The organism is Pseudarthrobacter arbutini (assembly GCF_054510915.1).
Genome location: NZ_JBTNDQ010000023.1, coordinates 42,146 through 56,875, shown reverse-complemented (window position 1 = coordinate 56,875; position 14,730 = coordinate 42,146). Strand labels below are relative to the sequence as shown.

At 61.9% G+C, this 14,730-nt stretch carries 14 protein-coding genes; 7 read left to right on the top strand and 7 right to left on the bottom strand.

Annotated elements, in window-relative coordinates; all coding sequences use genetic code 11:
- The first annotated feature begins 132 nt into the window (after window positions 1–132).
- From ACX80V_RS20710 to ACX80V_RS20695, 4 genes are all read left to right on the top strand, one after another.
- Entirely contained in the window at window positions 133–1,503 is a 1,371-nt protein-coding gene (locus ACX80V_RS20710; RefSeq protein WP_485844716.1) for an NAD-dependent succinate-semialdehyde dehydrogenase, read from the top strand.
- 329 nt (window positions 1,504–1,832) lie between these two features.
- The gene (locus ACX80V_RS20705; protein WP_459310361.1) at window positions 1,833–2,441 is read left to right on the top strand and encodes a cysteine hydrolase family protein; all 609 of its coding nucleotides are present in this window, start codon (window positions 1,833–1,835) and stop codon (window positions 2,439–2,441) included.
- A complete protein-coding gene (locus ACX80V_RS20700) occupies window positions 2,438–3,067 on the top strand; it encodes an alpha/beta hydrolase (RefSeq protein WP_485844715.1) in 630 nt (209 codons plus the stop codon). Before ACX80V_RS20705 ends, ACX80V_RS20700 begins: the two co-directional genes overlap by 4 nt.
- A gap of 116 nt (window positions 3,068–3,183) precedes the next feature.
- Window positions 3,184–3,642, top strand: a complete 459-nt coding sequence (locus ACX80V_RS20695) for a VOC family protein (protein ID WP_459310363.1) — start codon at window positions 3,184–3,186, stop codon at window positions 3,640–3,642.
- Window positions 3,643–3,826: 184 nt separating this feature from the next.
- Here ACX80V_RS20695 and ACX80V_RS20690 read toward each other — a convergent pair whose 3' ends face one another.
- The 7 genes from ACX80V_RS20690 to ACX80V_RS20660 all read right to left on the bottom strand — a co-directional run bounded on the left by ACX80V_RS20690 (window position 3,827) and on the right by ACX80V_RS20660 (window position 10,956).
- Window positions 3,827–5,020 (bottom strand): thiolase family protein, encoded by a 1,194-nt coding sequence (locus ACX80V_RS20690; protein WP_485844714.1) that lies wholly within the window; start codon window positions 5,018–5,020, stop codon window positions 3,827–3,829.
- 47 nt (window positions 5,021–5,067) lie between these two features.
- On the bottom strand, window positions 5,068–5,823 hold the full coding sequence (fabG, locus tag ACX80V_RS20685; protein ID WP_485844713.1) for a 3-oxoacyl-ACP reductase FabG: 756 nt from the start codon (window positions 5,821–5,823) through the stop codon (window positions 5,068–5,070).
- Window positions 5,824–5,844: 21 nt separating this feature from the next.
- Complete coding sequence (locus ACX80V_RS20680) at window positions 5,845–6,864, bottom strand: cyclase family protein (RefSeq protein WP_485844712.1); 1,020 nt, start codon at window positions 6,862–6,864, stop codon at window positions 5,845–5,847.
- Complete coding sequence (locus ACX80V_RS20675; protein WP_485844721.1) at window positions 6,861–7,937, bottom strand: zinc-dependent alcohol dehydrogenase; 1,077 nt, start codon at window positions 7,935–7,937, stop codon at window positions 6,861–6,863. The genes ACX80V_RS20680 and ACX80V_RS20675 overlap by 4 nt, the downstream gene beginning before the upstream one ends.
- Window positions 7,938–8,019: 82 nt before the next feature.
- A complete protein-coding gene (locus ACX80V_RS20670; RefSeq protein WP_485844711.1) occupies window positions 8,020–9,135 on the bottom strand; it encodes a mandelate racemase/muconate lactonizing enzyme family protein in 1,116 nt (371 codons plus the stop codon).
- A 25-nt stretch (window positions 9,136–9,160) separates the two neighbouring features.
- On the bottom strand, window positions 9,161–9,940 hold the full coding sequence (locus ACX80V_RS20665) for a CoA-transferase subunit beta (protein ID WP_104063590.1): 780 nt from the start codon (window positions 9,938–9,940) through the stop codon (window positions 9,161–9,163).
- The gene (locus ACX80V_RS20660) at window positions 9,937–10,956 is read right to left on the bottom strand and encodes a CoA transferase subunit A (RefSeq protein WP_485844710.1); all 1,020 of its coding nucleotides are present in this window, start codon (window positions 10,954–10,956) and stop codon (window positions 9,937–9,939) included. The genes ACX80V_RS20665 and ACX80V_RS20660 overlap by 4 nt, the downstream gene beginning before the upstream one ends.
- 193 nt (window positions 10,957–11,149) lie before the next feature.
- Between ACX80V_RS20660 and ACX80V_RS20655 the strand changes: the two genes are divergently transcribed.
- The 3 genes from ACX80V_RS20655 (at window position 11,150) to ACX80V_RS20645 (ending at window position 14,713) form a co-directional block, all read left to right on the top strand.
- Entirely contained in the window at window positions 11,150–12,046 is an 897-nt protein-coding gene (locus ACX80V_RS20655) for a LysR family transcriptional regulator (RefSeq protein ID WP_485844709.1), read from the top strand.
- 243 nt (window positions 12,047–12,289) lie between these two features.
- Window positions 12,290–13,768 carry an Nramp family divalent metal transporter gene (locus ACX80V_RS20650; protein ID WP_485844708.1) on the top strand — a complete coding sequence of 493 codons (1,479 nt, stop codon included), beginning with the start codon at window positions 12,290–12,292 and terminating at the stop codon, window positions 13,766–13,768.
- A 75-nt stretch (window positions 13,769–13,843) separates the two neighbouring features.
- The gene (locus ACX80V_RS20645) at window positions 13,844–14,713 is read left to right on the top strand and encodes an NAD(P)-dependent oxidoreductase (RefSeq protein ID WP_252602992.1); all 870 of its coding nucleotides are present in this window, start codon (window positions 13,844–13,846) and stop codon (window positions 14,711–14,713) included.
- The last annotated feature ends 17 nt before the right edge of the window (window positions 14,714–14,730 follow it).

Sequence of the window (14,730 nt, the reverse complement as noted above, 5' to 3'; positions counted from 1 at the left end):
CAAGTACCCGAACTTCGCAACCGACGCCGACATCCTGACCCCGGCCTGATCAGCACCACCACCGCCGGCCCGGGAAGGACAGCCTGCCAAGCCATCCTTCCCGGGCTGCCCTCAGTACGATGAAGGTTTTCAATGAAGAAATATGCAACCGTCGACCCCACCAGCGGCAATGTAGTGCAGGAATTTGACAGCATGACAGACGCAGAGGTGGCCGCTTCCCTGACGCGCTCCCACGCTGCCTACCGGTCCTGGCACACGAAGGACCTCGCAGAACGCTGCGCGCTCCTGCAGCGCATCGCCGACCTCCACCGGCAGCACTCCATCGACCTTGCCAAACTGATGGCGCTTGAGATGGGCAAGCCCATCACCCAGGCCAAGGCCGAAGTCGAGCTATCCGCTGCCATCTATGAGTACTACGCCACGTCGGGCCAACAGTTGCTCGCCGACGAAGAACTCGACATCGCCGGTGCGGGCCGGGCAATCGTCCGGACAGCTCCCATCGGACCACTCCTGGGCGTCATGCCGTGGAACTTCCCGTACTACCAGATGGCACGGTTCGTCGCTCCCAACCTGCTGCTGGGCAACACCATCTTGCTCAAGCACGCCAGCAACTGCCCGCAACAAGCCCTGCGCATTGCCGAAATCATCGACGCGGCCGGGGCCCCGGAAGGCGTCTACCAGAACCTCTTCGCCACCTCCGGACAGGTCGCGGAAATCATCGCCAGCCCCAAACTCCAAGGCGTTTCCCTCACCGGATCAGAGCGTGCAGGCAGTGCCATCGGCGCACTCGCCGGCCAATACCTGAAGAAGTGCGTCCTCGAACTCGGCGGCTCCGACCCGTTCCTCGTACTTCCCGCAGCCGATATCGACAAGGCCGCCAGTGCGGCAGCGGCAGGCCGATTCGGGAACGCAGGCCAAGCCTGCACGTCGCCGAAAAGGCTCATCATCGACTCGTCCAACTGGGACAAATTCCTTGAAGCGTTCCTGGCGAAAGCCGCAGAATGGCAAACCGGGGACCCCATGAGCGAAGACACGCGCCTCGGTCCCATGTCCACCGCCCAGGCCCGGGCAGAACTGGCCGAACAAGTTGACGACGCCGTGTCCAAGGGAGCGACCGTCCACCTGGGCGGAGCCGTCCCGGAAGGCCGCGGCGCGTACTACCCGGCGACCGTCCTCTCCGGCGTCACACCCGAAATGCGTGCCTACCGCGAGGAGCTTTTCGGTCCCGTGGCGATCCTCTACCGCGTGGATTCCGTGGATGAGGCAATCACCCTGGCCAACGATTCGCCCTACGGGCTCGGCAGCGCGGTCTTCACCGACGACCAGAAGCAGGCCGCCTACGTCACCGACCGCCTCGAGGTCGGCATGGTGGGAATCAACACCACCATCAAGAGTGCCCCCGACCTCCCGTTCGGCGGAGTCAAGAGCTCCGGCATAGGCCGCGAACTCGGCAAATTCGGACTCAACGAGTTCGCGAACAAGAAACTCATCCGCATCATCTGAGACCCGACACAAAACATCATCTGAGGCCCGACACAAAATAGGAGAGTCCATGCGCGCAGCAGTCTATTACGGCAAAAACAAACTTGAAATCGAAGACATACCGGAACCGTTCTTGGTCGATCCAGCCGGCTGATCCCAGCAGAGTACACGCAATCGATGACGACACACGATAAGGCTGGGCCTGCCACTGCAGGTCCAGCCTTCAGTGTGCGGCCTGGCTATTCGGGGAAGCGGCGCGGTGGACAGCCATGGGAATAAAATACCTCGAAAAGTTAGTTGTTGGTTAAAGTAATTCTGGCGAACACAGCAATCACCAAACAGGAGACACCATGGACAACACACCCCTCGATGTCAGTAAGACCGCACTGTTACTGATAGACCTTCAGAACGACAATGTCCATCAGGACGGGGCGTTCGCATCCTTCGGTGCCGCCGCCCATGCAGTTGAGCAGGGCTTGGTCCCCCACGTGGGGCAACTGCTCGAATGGGCACGCAACGAGTCAATGCCGATCATCCACAACCGCATCGTGTTCTACCCCGGTGGCGACTTCGGCGGGACGAATGCCCCCATCTTCCGGATGATCGGCCCGGAGTCACTAAAGCTCGGATCCTGGGGTGCAGACGCGCTGGAGGGGCTGGGGGCGCTGGCGGACGAGCCTGTCCTGATCCGCAATCGGATGAGCTGCTTCAACGGCAGCGGACTGGATATTTTGTTACGGAATACCGGGGTCACCACGGTAATAGTGGCAGGCGTCTGGACAAACATGGCCGTGGAACATACCGTGCGTGACGCAGCGGACCACGGGTACCGCACAATCCTGGTAACGGACGCAACATCGAGCATCAACGCAGAGTGGCACGACGCCGCACTCAGCTATGCCTTGACGAACATCGCCGAATTCCAGTCAACCGGCGAAATTACGGGGGCGGCCGTTTGAGTACGCTACCCCAACCGACCATCGCGTGGCAGTCCCCGGACGATCCGCGCAAGCCCTTGGTCGTCTTGCTTCACGGGCGCGGGTCACGCGAAACGGACATCATTGCGTTGGCGAATTACCTCCCGGCCGGTCCGGCCTACGCGGCTGTGCGTGCACCTCTCGCAGAGGGCCCGGGGTTTGCCTGGTTTGCGAACCGTGGCATCGGCCGCCCTATATCTGCGTCCCTCACGGAGACCATGGCATGGTTTACGGACTGGCTGGACAGTGTTGCGCCGGCCGAGCGGCCCGTGATCCTTGTTGGCTTTAGCGGGGGTGCCGCCTTCGCTGGGGGTCTCGTATTGAACGATCCTGGCCGCTTCGCAGGTGCGGCAATCCTCTACGGAACCCTGCCCTTCGACGCTGGCGTGCCGACGACGCCGGGCCGACTCCAGGGCATTCCAATGTTCGTAGCGCACGGTGACGCTGATTCGGTCGTACCGGCCGAGTTGCTGAGATCCACCTGGAGCTATCTCACTGAGGAGTCAGGTGCGCAGACAATTGCCATCCGTTCGGCCGGCGGCCACAGCATAGGACAAGACGACGCAACCGCCCTCGCGCACTGGATCACGGACCTGCAGGGGCCTTAGGCCACGCAGGAGGACCGCGGCCACTTATAAGGAATTTACATAACCGATAGCCCAATAAATATTGGACGCCATAAGGGACCGAAGCAGATACTTAAGTAACGACGAAAGGAATTCCCATGGCTTATCTTCGCCTCCATCACGTGAACGTCACTTCAGATGACATGCACTCCCTCAGCGACTTCTATCGCGACGCTCTCGGCCTGCCGTTGCTGCCTTCGCCGAAAATGATCGCAACCACCCATGCGGCCGACGCCGGAGTCACCGATGGAAACGCTGAATGGGAAGAGGGAGCACGCTTCTTTGAGGCTGGCGACCCCGAGGAACTTCAGGTGCACGCCACACGGCGCCAGGCGTACCTTGCCCTGCAGGAAGGGCACTCTGTAAATCCCCTTGTTGGGGGCCACTTTGCCTTCCGGACCGACGATATTGAAGCCATCAAGGCCCGGCTGACGGAACACAACATCCCCTTCGACGACTGGGGCATCTGGTCCGTTGAAGGGTGGCACCAGATCTTCCTGACGGACCCGGCCGGAAACATGATCGAGATTCACCAGGTGAAGGAAGCAAAGGCGTAGCCCTGCACTCCGGACTGGCCCTGACGGCCGTTGCGTCCCCTGCTCGGGGATGCAACGGCCGTCGCCCATTTAAATCGTGAAACGGCCGACCAACAGCCCAACGATTTCCAAGGAAGTCAACGACGCACAGATGCCCGGCTGGAGTGTTCCAACCGGGCATCGTGTTTCCTTGCTCCTGCTTCCGTCAGGCGGGGGAGGTGACATTTTCAAGGACAACTGCCAAGCCCTGGCCCACGCCGATGCAGATCGCGGCGACGCCCCAGCGCGCACCCGAGGCCTGCAGGCTCCGGGCGAGGGTGCCCAGGATCCGGGTGCCGGATGCGCCGAGGGGGTGGCCCATGGCGAGCGCGCCGCCGTGGCGGTTCACGATCGAGGGATCGATGCCCCAGGCGTTGATGCAGGCAAGGGATTGCGCGGCGAACGCTTCGTTAAGTTCGACGGCGCCCACCTGGTCCCAGCCGATGCCCGCCTTCGCAAGGGCCTTGTTCGCGGCCTCCACCGGGGCGTACCCGAAGTACTGGGGGTCGTTGCCGTGCGCGCCGCGGCCGGCGATGCGGGCCAACGGTTCCAGCCCGAGCAGCGCGGCGGCGTTTTCGCTGCCGATCCAGGCCGCGGAGGCGCCGTCGGACAGCGGGGATGCGTTGCCGGCGGTAACGGTGCCGTTCTCGGTGCGGAACACGGTCTTGAGGCCGGCGAGCTTCTCGGCCGAGGAGCCGGCGCGGATGCCTTCGTCGCGGACCAGGTCGGTGCCGGGAACCGGGGCCACCAGGTTGTCGTAGAACCCCTCGTCCCATGCGGCGGCGGAGAGGTTGTGCGAGTTCGCGGCGAACTCGTCCTGCTGCTCGCGAGTCACACCATACTTCTCGCGGAGCCGCTCGGTGGCCTCGCCCAGGGAGATGGTCCACTCCTTCGGCATGGCCTTGTTGACCAGGCGCCAGCCCAGCGTGGTGGAGGCCAGGGTCATGTCACCGGCCGGGTAGGGCTTCTCCGTCTTCGGCAGCACCCACGGGGCGCGGGACATCGATTCGGCGCCGCCCACGAGCATCAGCTCGGCGTCCCCGGCGTTGATCTGGCGCGATGCGATGATCGCCGCGTCCAGCGACGAACCGCAGAGCCGGTTCACCGTGGTACCCGGGATCGAGACCGGCAGGCCGGCCAGCAGGGTGCCCATCCGGGCGATGTTGCGGTTCTCCTCGCCGGCGCCGTTGGCGTTGCCGAACACCACCTCGTCGATCCGCTCCGGGTCCAGCCCCGGCGCACGCTTCACGGATTCGGTGATGATGTGCGCGGCGAGGTCATCCGGACGGACCCCCGCGAGGCCCGAGCCGAACTTACCGAACGGGGTGCGCACGGCGTCGTACACAAAAGCCTGATTCATATTGGTCCTTCTTCTTTTCTTATTGTCTTGGAGCCGCGAAACGAGAATTAGATGTTTCGTCCGCCCGCGATCTCCAGCACCGTGCCCGTCATGTAGCTGGACAGGTCACTCGCAAGGAACAGGATTACCGAGGCCACTTCCTCCGGTTCCCCAAAGCGTGCGAGCGGCACCTCGGAGAGGCGGGCCTCGAGTACTTCAGGCTTCATAGAATCGATCAAGGCCGTGCGGATGATTCCGGGCTGGACAGCGTTGACTCTCACGTTGGCGAAGCCGACTTCCTTGGCGGCGGCCTTGGTCAGGCCCACAATGCCGGCCTTGGCAGAGCTGTAGTTTGTCTGGCCCGGATTCCCGACCTTTCCGGAGATTGAGGACACGTTGATGATCGATCCACCACTAGGCTGCTCACGCATGATGCCCGCCGCGGCGCGGGTGCCGAGCCAGGCTCCCTTGAGGTGAACGGATATGACGGCGTCGAAGTCTTCTTCAGACATCTTCCGCATGGTGGCATCGCGGGTGAACCCTGCGTTGTTGACCCACACGTCGAGTCCGCCGAAGCTTTCACGCGCCGTCCGCGCGAGAGTGTCGACGTCGTCCGCTGACGTCACGTTGCAGCCAATCCCTACGGCACGGCCACCAATACCCAGACCCGCTGCCGCTTTGGCGGCCTGCTCGGCGTCAAGGTCACCGATGACTACGTTCGCGCCTTCCCGCGCGAACGCCACCGCGGTGGCCAGTCCCAAGCCGTTGGCGCCGCCTGTTATGACGGCTGTGCGATTCTTCAGCAGTTCCATGTACTTCTCCATTCAGTTGTGTTTGTGGGGCGGTCAGCGGATTGCGACCGCGTTGGACGGCGAGCCAACGCCACCAGGCAACCTGAGCGGCGTTGCGGCGACCATGCAGTCATACTGCCCGTCGGCCTGGCAAGCCTCGGCCAGTTCGTCAAGCTGCCAGAGTTCGCCAATAGCGAGGCCAAGCAACGGTATGAGGATCCGGTGCAGCATGCCGGTATGTGAGGAAGCGCGCAATGTCCCCTGCGTGTCGGCATGGACAGTGAGATCCGATGCACTTGCCGGCCAGACTTCCAAGGCGACGTTGTCGGCGGCCGCGAGAGCTATGCGATTGTCCCAAAACCATGCAGCAGTGTCGTGGCTCTGTTCCAAGCCCACTGACACGAGAGGGGCGCCGGACAATGTGTCAACCCCTGTTTGGGCGTCACGCTTGATCTGGTCGAGGCGATTGCCCAGCCAGCCGAAACGCAGCATCAGGATATCGCCTGGTTCGATGCCAACCCCTTGATGCCGGGCTGTTTCCTCCAGCACGCGGACCGGCACGGACCGCGGCTGGGAGTAATCGATGGGGTCCCCAATATGCTCCAGGTACCGCCCGACGTCGAGCAAGACTGCCCTGCCCACGATGCCGTGTTCGGCATAGCGCTGGATTCCCAGGGTCGGGTCTCCGGCGACCAATTTCTCTGGGTCCGCGCCGTTGTAAAAGCCGTAGTCCGGGTGACCGAAATGGCGAAGTCCGTCTATCTGGCTCGTTGCCTGCGGGAAAAGGTTGTCAATCCTGTCGTCCCGATGGAACTCGTTCAGTCCGAAGACAGTGTGCTGCAAGGAGCCGCGGTGGGAAATTAGCGGCGATGGAAAGGCATCTAAGGGAAGGTCAAGGGAGTAGGTTAGACCGCCACGGACCAAGCCCGCGGCCCGGATCCTTCGCGCCGGAGTCAGGAAGTTGAGGGTGCCGAGATCGTCGTTCGCGCCGAATATTCCCCAACTGCTGCCCGGTGGCGCGTCAGTGCGGCCCAACAGGTCGTGGTAACTGGGTAGGCCGTCCCGATGGTTCACGCGTCGTCCATGGATGTCGCATCGCCCCTGTCAGGTAAATCCGGGATGAGCAGGACCTTGCAGGATTCCTCGGACAGGAGTTCGATGGCTTCGTCGAGAGCAGACAGTGGAAGGCGATGAGTGATGAACTTGGACAGGTCCAGTTTGCCGCTGGCCACCAACTCTGCAATCTTCTCCCAGGTTCCCCAGAGAGCGCGGCCGAAGCTACCGGTGAAGGTAAGGCCCTTCTTTATCAAGTAGGCAGCGACATCCACCTCAATCGAACGGCCCGGAATTCCGACGGCGACGATCGTCGCCTCCTTACGCAGTGCTTCAAGGAGCGGCGGCAGTGCTGCAGGGGCCCCGGAGGCTTCGAAGGCGACATCGAAACCGAACTTGGCGCCGGAGAGCCCACGGCAGGCGCCTATAACATCGTCCGTGGGGGCAAGCGGTGTTGCCCCCAGTTCTGCGATCAGGCCCCTGCGGTAGGCGTTCGGTTCAACAACCACCACGTTGCCGGCGCCCAGCGCGCTGGCGATCGCAACTATGAACAGGCCCACTGGGCCTCCACCGCTGATCACCACATCAGCTCCGGCGAGGTCAACTTTTGATCGCTGGATGGCGTGCATGGCTACCCCAGCCGGTTCCAAGAGGGCGGCCTGTTCAAGGGGAAAATCCTGGGGCAACTTGAAGCAGGCCGTGGCCGGGACAACAAGCCGTTCGGCGAAGCCGCCGTCCAGGTGCAGTCCAAGCAATTTCATGTTGAGGCAGTTGTGGGCGTTTCCGTTACGACACGGGTAGCAGTCCCAGCAGGCGACGTGGGATTCGAGCGCCACCTTGTCCCCGATAGTCAGAGAGTCAACCGCGGATCCGACTTCAATGATTGTGCCAGCGCACTCGTGCCCCAGCACTACCGGAATGTCGAGGTTAAACGCCTGCGCCATGGGTGAGTACTCGTAGAGCTCGCGATCGGTTCCGCAGACCGAGGCTGCTGCGATCTGAATTCTTACCTCATCCACGGAAATTCGCCGTTCGGGATAGGCGCTGACGAAATTGGCACCGCGTTCGGGCTTTGCCTTGACCACGGCGCGCATTGTGCCGATTACATGGAGCGATTCTGTCTCGGGAGCACTAAGGGACGTCATTGTGTTGAACCATTCTTCTAGGACTTACCGATTATGAGGTCGGGGCGCCGTCGACGCGGTAGAAGGCGAGCTTTTCCTCGTCGATCCTCGCTCCAACGCCGGTACCCTCCGGTACGTGTATCCGGCCTTCCCGGATGACGAGTGGATCGGCCAGGAGATCGTCGGCCATGTCGAGGAAGTTCGAAAGCTCTCCTGCACGGCGACTTGTGGCCTCATACGCAGCGCCGAACACCACTGTGGCGATGGTCCCGATCTGAGTGTCGATCTGGTTGCCCATGTAGACGTCTACACCGAGTCCGGTGGCCAGTCCCAGTATTTCTTGGGACTCAGTGAAACCGGTCCGTGCAGTCTTGATGCAGAGGCCGTTGCAGCCACCGGAGAGCAGCTCACGTGAAGCATCCCCTGCAGTCGGCACGCTTTCATCACCCACGATCGGGATCGCTGACATCTCCACCAGCCGACGGCGGCCCATGGCTTCCTTGGCGTCGCAGGGCTCCTCGAGGAAACTCAGGCCGAGGCCCTCAGTACGGCGCAGCACTTCAATTGCTTCGTTGGCAGTCCAACCGCGGTTGGCGTCCAGATAGAGTTCCACATCCTCGCCCAGCCCCTCGCGCAGTACATGGCACGCTTCGACGTCGAGGGCCAGCGGGCGCCTGCCCACTTTGAGTTTGAAGGTGGTGATGCCGTAGTCCTCACCGAAGCGCTGGGCTTCTTCGAGTAGCACCTCGGGCTCTTTGAAGCCGAGCATATGGCTGACCCGCATTGAGGGGGCAAAGCCCCCCAGGAGGCTCCAAACTGAGCTGCCCGTAGCCTGGCCGATGATGTCCCAGAGGGCGATGTCGATTCCGCCCTTGGCCGTGTTGTTGTGAACCGTCCGTCGAAGCACCTGTTGGACCAACTGGCGGCGAAACGGATCCAACCCAGTCAGTGCGGGGGCAAATATGCCGTTGATGACAGCGACGATGGAAGCCTGCGTCTCGCCGTATGTGTAGGGCCGGGGCGGAATGTCCGCCTGGCCGATGATCCCGGTATCGGTGTGGATCCGCAGCAGGACGTGGTCTGCCGTCGTGACTTCGCCACTGGCAAACTTTAACGGCCTGACGTAAGGGATCTCGTAGGGAATTGCCTCTATGCGTTCAATCTTCATGTCCGTGATGTTCTCTCTGTGGCTGTCAGCGGAGGTAGACCCTGCGCGGGTCGATTTCATAACGCAGCAGCCGGAGTTCTTCGGCTGTGGGTTGAGGAGTGACCCTGAGGTCGTTGGAGACTTTAAGGTCCCATCCGGTATTCTCGCGGACCTGCTCAACGGAGATACCTTCGTGGACGGCCGACAGCTGTAGCTCATCATGCACACCCGAACGCGTAAGGATTCCGAGCTCCGTGATGACCTTCGTCACGCCTGCTCCCCTGACCCGGCCGCCCTCAGCAAGTGCACGGTCCGGCCCTGGCGAGGTGCAGAAGTCCAACTGCTCCACAAAGGTGCGGGCATCATGACGGCGCATCACGACGAAGACTTCCTTGGAATTAGCAGCCACTTCAACGGCTCCGCCCGATCCGGGCAGCCTCACCTTGGGCTTCTCCCAAGGCCCGATCACAGAAGAATTCAGGTTGCCCCACTTGTCGATCTGCGCTGCGCCAAGGAAACCGACGTCGATGTGGCCGCCTTGGAGGACGTAGCCGAACAGGACCGGCATTGAAAGAACTGCCTCAGCTCCCGTAATGAGGACGGCGTCTGCAATCGTTTCAGGAAGGTGGGAGGGATGGGCCCCACAGACACCGGACTCGTAGACGATTTCGAGATCAGGGGCGGAGGTCATGCTCGCCAGCGATACTGCAAGAGTTGGGAGCCCGATTCCGGCGAAGACCGTGTTGCGGCCTGCCAGTTCTCTCGAGGCGACGACGGTGAGCAGCTCGGTGGCGCTGATGCTTATGTCGGGGGCCAATGAGGTCATTGCGCTTCCTTAGTGTTGTCTCCGGCGCTGTCGGCTGGCTCTAGCCGTGTTCCATAGTTGACCTGACCGCTCAGGGCCTGTCCGACGCGGAGCCGGGCTAGCGTGCCCTCGCCAAGCTTGGCCAGATACTCTGCGTGATCTTTGGTCCCGTATATCCACTCCTCCATCCATCTTGACAGGCTGACCGGGTCGGCGCTGATGCCTGACCATGAACGGTAAAAGTCGTTGTCCCGGTCGGAGTACCCCTGTGAAAAGGACGGATGGGTGGCCCCAGGGCATTCAACAACAGCATCCACGGCGAGTGCCGGAATCACGGTTCGGTTCGGGTCCGCCCTAATCACGTCGTCGTCAACGATCTCCTCAACGACGACTATGGCGCGTTTGGCCGCGAAGACTGCTTCGGCCTGAATTCCTGTCAGGCCCCACATCTGTGTGTTTCCTGACCGGTCAGCCCGCTGGGCATGCACGATGGTGACGTCCGGATTGATAGGGGGCACCACGTAGATCTCTTCGTACAGCCCGTCCTCATCGGGATAGGGCGAGGTGACCTTGCGCATGCCTTTCTGGATGCTGGGAAGGTCGGATCCGAAATAGGACCGGAGAGGGTAGAACGGTAATCGTTGCGCCCCGGCCAGGTAGCGGCAGATCATTCCGTAGTGGCTATATTCCTGGTAATCGAGCGGGGCGGGCTCCGACCGTTCCACGCGTCGGCGCAGCTCCCCCAGGGATCCGGCCGAGGAGTTGCCGACGAACGAGGACACAAGTGTGCTGATGCATCCGCCGGCCAGCATTTGATCCACCACGATGTCCGCGGTCATGCGGACCAGCGTCAGATTCTTCCGGCGCTGGCGGATGATCTCATGGCCAGCGGCCGTAGGTATCGCGTGCGTGAAGCCCTCAATTGCCACGACGTCGCCGTCGTGGACGAACCGGGCAATCGCTTCCTGCATGGAAAGCGCTTTGTTTTTGGTCCTGCCGGGGGAAGCCCCCACTGGCAGCGTGGTCGACGCTGGCATGGTCAACTTGGAACTCCTTCGATACGCAGGGAACGTCGCGTCCTGTTGCTTTACCTTCCCAAACGAACTTATTTGACGTCCAATACCAATAAGGGTCGACGTTATCTATGCTTTAGATATATCGACCGGTGACGCGTCCGCCGCGCACGCCGCGTGGCCTCTTATGACCGACAACCACGACGAGGGGTAGGCAGTGGAATTCAAGGAACTCGAGGCGTTCGTCGCCGTGGCCGAAGAACTGCATTTCAGCCGTGCGGCTGAACGGCTGCAAATTGCGCAGCCTCCGCTCAGCTACCGGATCCAACAACTGGAAAAGCAACTCAAGATCAAGCTTTTTAATAGGAATACGCGCTCTGTTACGCTCACGGACGCCGGCGAGAGACTCCTCGGCCCGGCCCGCAGGGTCCTCGCCGACGTCGAACTGGCGAAGGCGGCCGCGCACTCGCTCACGGCCGGTGAATCGGGCCGCGTTCGCCTGGGTTTCGCGGGGGCTTCAAGCAGCAAGATCCTACCGCCGCTGGCCCAGGAGGTTCGGCGACGTTATCCCGGCATCGATTTTGTACTGCAGGGGCAGGTCTACGCCTACGCAGCCTTGGACCAGGTGGTCAGCGGCCGTCTTGACATGGGCTTCGTCCGACTCCCAATCAACCACCCTGACGTCAGTTACCGAATAGTCGAACACGAGCGACTTATCTGCGCCCTTCCCTCTTCGCACCCACTCGCGCGGGAAAAGGAAGTCTCACTTGAGCAGCTTGCCGACGACCCGTTCATCAGTTTTCCGGCCGAAGGAGGCTCCTCTCTGCGGGCCGCCTTGCTCGAGTCCTGCGCACGAGTGGGGATCACACCGAGGATCGTGCAGGAGGCTCCCGATTCCTACACGATTCTTGCCCTCGTGGCGGCCGGTGCAGGTGCCACTCTGACACTTACATCCGTGCAACATGTTCAACCCACCGGTGTGACATATCTGCCGATTGCCGGGGAACCAATCTGGCTTCATGCCGCCATCGCGTGGCGTACTGACAACGGATCACCGGCCCTGGCCCGCGTCCTTGAAGTTTTCGACGAAGTTCTCCCAGGGCCTGTCGCTTAACGCTATCCCCCACCAGCCCGCACTCGATATATCTAGATTTCTAATTGAATGATCGCTCATTGGTATTTGTGTTAGATAGCTGGAGGTCCGTAGCCTTCTCGTAGGAGCTGTTACGAAAGTCACACCCGGCATCAATGCCGGATGCGGCAGCAAGCAGCGCTCCACCCGCCACAGCGACGCTGCCGCCAATGCCGGCAACAGCGAACGCGCTATAGGACACCTCGACGAGAATGAGCCAAGGCCATGAAATTGAATGATCCCCAAGCAGCCAACGGGCTGGAGGGCAAAGAAGCCTCCGGTTCCGCTGGCCGTGAGAAAATGGGCCGGCTTCCGGCCCTGCGCTGGGCAGAGCTGCCCAAGCCCGTCGGACTCCGTAAAATGCTCGGCCCGGGCATCATCCTGGTAGCCGTCGGCATCGGATCGGGCGAATACATTTCCCACCCTTACATCACCAGCCAGGTTGGACTGACCTTCCTTTGGGCCGCAGCAGTCGGGCTGGGTCTTCAGTACTTCATCAACACTGAGGTGGCACGCTACACACTCGCCACGGGCGAAACAGCCGTTACCGGATTCACGCGACTCTGGCGCGGCTGGGCTCCGCTGTTTGTCATCATGACCGTAGTTCCATTCGCCTGGCCCGGCTGGATGAGCAGCGCTGCCACCATGGTGACCTTCACCGCCGGCGGGCAGGGAAGTGTCCAATGGATCGCTGTCGGCGGCCTCGTCATCATCGGGCTAGTACTTACCCTCTCGCCGATCGTCTATAAGACGGTGGAGAAGATCGAGTTCCTGAAGGTCATCGCGATCCTGGTCTTCGCCGTCGTGATTATCCTGTTCGTCATCGGCTGGGAACCGTGGGCCGCACTGCCCGCGGCAACTGTCCAGAGTGCCGGGCGCATGCCCGAGGGCATCCCAGCAGCGTTCCTTGTCACGGCTATGGTCTTCGCCGGTGGCGGGGGCGCGCTCAATCTGACCGTCAGCAACTACATCCGAGATAAAGGCTGGGGCATGGGAGCCCATGCACCGCGAATTGTCTCGCCGATCACGGGCCACGAAGAAGCCGGCTCTGCCACGGGGACGCAGTTTGCAATCACCTCGGAGAGTGAGAGGCACTGGAAGATTTGGTGGAAGAATGCGAAGACCGAACAGTTCTGGTCCTTCTTCGTCATCGGCCTGTTCACCATCGTGATCTTCTCGCTCCTCGCCTACCGGCTGATGCCCGTTGGTAGCTACCAAGGCAAGGGCGACCTGTCGTTCATTCAGGTGCAGGCCAACATCATCGGCGAGCAGTTCGGCGGCCCGCTGCAGACGTTCTATCTGCTCATCGGCACCGTTGCGCTGATGTTCGCGAATCTGGCAGTGGTGGATATCGTGGCCCGTGTTGTCGCCGACGTTCTTGCTGTCAGCTACCTTCGTGACCACAAGTTCTGGACCGAAGCAAAAATCTACAGCACATGCGTATGGACCATGATCGTGCTCGGCGTCATCATCCTCAGTGTGGGCGTCACCCAGCCCATCACCCTTCTGGCCATGGCTGCAATCCTCAACTGCGGGGTCATGGTGGTTTACTGCGCACTCCTCATCCGGCTGAACCGCCGCCTGCACAAAGTAGTCCGCATCAATCGCCCGCGCATCGCAGCCCTGGGCATTGCAGTCCTCTTCTACTCAGCGGTTGCCATCTTCACCACGGTCACTCAGATTCAATCCCTCACGGGCGCGTAAAACATGAGGCGTGACCGGGCTTTGATGCCCGGTCACGCTTCCTGCGCGTTCCCACCACACGAAAGGATGCTTGGCATGAGCACCCCCCAGATCACCTTCATTGGCGCCGGTGCCATCGGCCTCCCCATGGCCGTGCGAGCCGCCGCGGCAGGCGCCGTAACAGCCGTGGATACGTCAGCTGAGCGTCTCGCGGAAGCCCGCTCGCACGGACTCCAGACGTCAGAATCATTGGCTGCAACCTCCCCCGCCGATATCGTGCTGGTCATGGTGGCGACGGCACAGCAGGCCGCAGCGGTCCTGAACGGACCTGATGGCGTCTACGCAACGGCGGACCCCGGAGCCGTCGTCGTCGTCCTCTCCACCCTAGGCCCCGACGCCATGCAGAAGCTGGCGGCCGAACGCCCAGCCGGCGGCCCCGTGCTGCTGGATGTCCCGGTTACCGGAGGAATCCCGGGGGCAGTTGCCGGAACCCTGACCCTTTTTGCCGCCGGAGACCCGGACGCCATCGAGCAAATACGACCCGTGCTGGAGACGATGGGGAAGGTGGTCTTTTCCGGGCCCAATGTCGGCGACGGACAGTCCTACAAGATCGTCAACCAGCTCCTGGCCACCAGCCAACTGGTAGTAGCCGCTGAAGCCCTCGCCTTCGCCGAACGGCTCGGCCTCGATACCGGCAAGGTCTTCGACGCGGTAAGGGGAGGCGCCGGAGGATCCTGGATGCTGGAAAATTACGGCCCCCGAATGCTCGACACGAACACCGCTGACATCGCGGCACGCGTAGACATCTTCCTCAAGGACGCAGCCCTGGTGGGCGAGACGGCAGAGCGGATTGGCTTTGAAGGCAAGATGGCAACAGCGACTGTCGCCGTCCTGGAACGCGCTGTTGCCTTGGGGCTCGCAGCCCGCGACGCCTCCAGCGTAATCGACGTCTACCGGCAAAAGTGACCCCGCGGGGTACGACC

Bases quoted from the DNA above. Each gene is read 5' to 3' on its own strand.
- ACX80V_RS20670 (WP_485844711.1), bottom strand. From the start codon at position 9,135: ATGAAGATTGAACGCATAGAGGCAATTCCCTACGAGATCCCTTACGTC.
- ACX80V_RS20695 (WP_459310363.1), top strand. From the start codon at position 3,184: ATGGCTTATCTTCGCCTCCATCACGTGAACGTCACTTCAGATGACATG.
- ACX80V_RS20690 (WP_485844714.1), bottom strand. From the start codon at position 5,020: ATGAATCAGGCTTTTGTGTACGACGCCGTGCGCACCCCGTTCGGTAAG.
- ACX80V_RS20675 (WP_485844721.1), bottom strand. From the start codon at position 7,937: ATGCGCGCCGTGGTCAAGGCAAAGCCCGAACGCGGTGCCAATTTCGTC.
- ACX80V_RS20710 (WP_485844716.1), top strand. From the start codon at position 133: ATGAAGAAATATGCAACCGTCGACCCCACCAGCGGCAATGTAGTGCAG.
- ACX80V_RS20665 (WP_104063590.1), bottom strand. From the start codon at position 9,940: ATGACCTCATTGGCCCCCGACATAAGCATCAGCGCCACCGAGCTGCTC.
- fabG (WP_485844713.1), bottom strand. From the start codon at position 5,823: ATGGAGAAGTACATGGAACTGCTGAAGAATCGCACAGCCGTCATAACA.
- ACX80V_RS20705 (WP_459310361.1), top strand. From the start codon at position 1,833: ATGGACAACACACCCCTCGATGTCAGTAAGACCGCACTGTTACTGATA.
- ACX80V_RS20660 (WP_485844710.1), bottom strand. From the start codon at position 10,956: ATGCCAGCGTCGACCACGCTGCCAGTGGGGGCTTCCCCCGGCAGGACC.
- ACX80V_RS20645 (WP_252602992.1), top strand. From the start codon at position 13,844: ATGAGCACCCCCCAGATCACCTTCATTGGCGCCGGTGCCATCGGCCTC.
- ACX80V_RS20650 (WP_485844708.1), top strand. From the start codon at position 12,290: ATGAAATTGAATGATCCCCAAGCAGCCAACGGGCTGGAGGGCAAAGAA.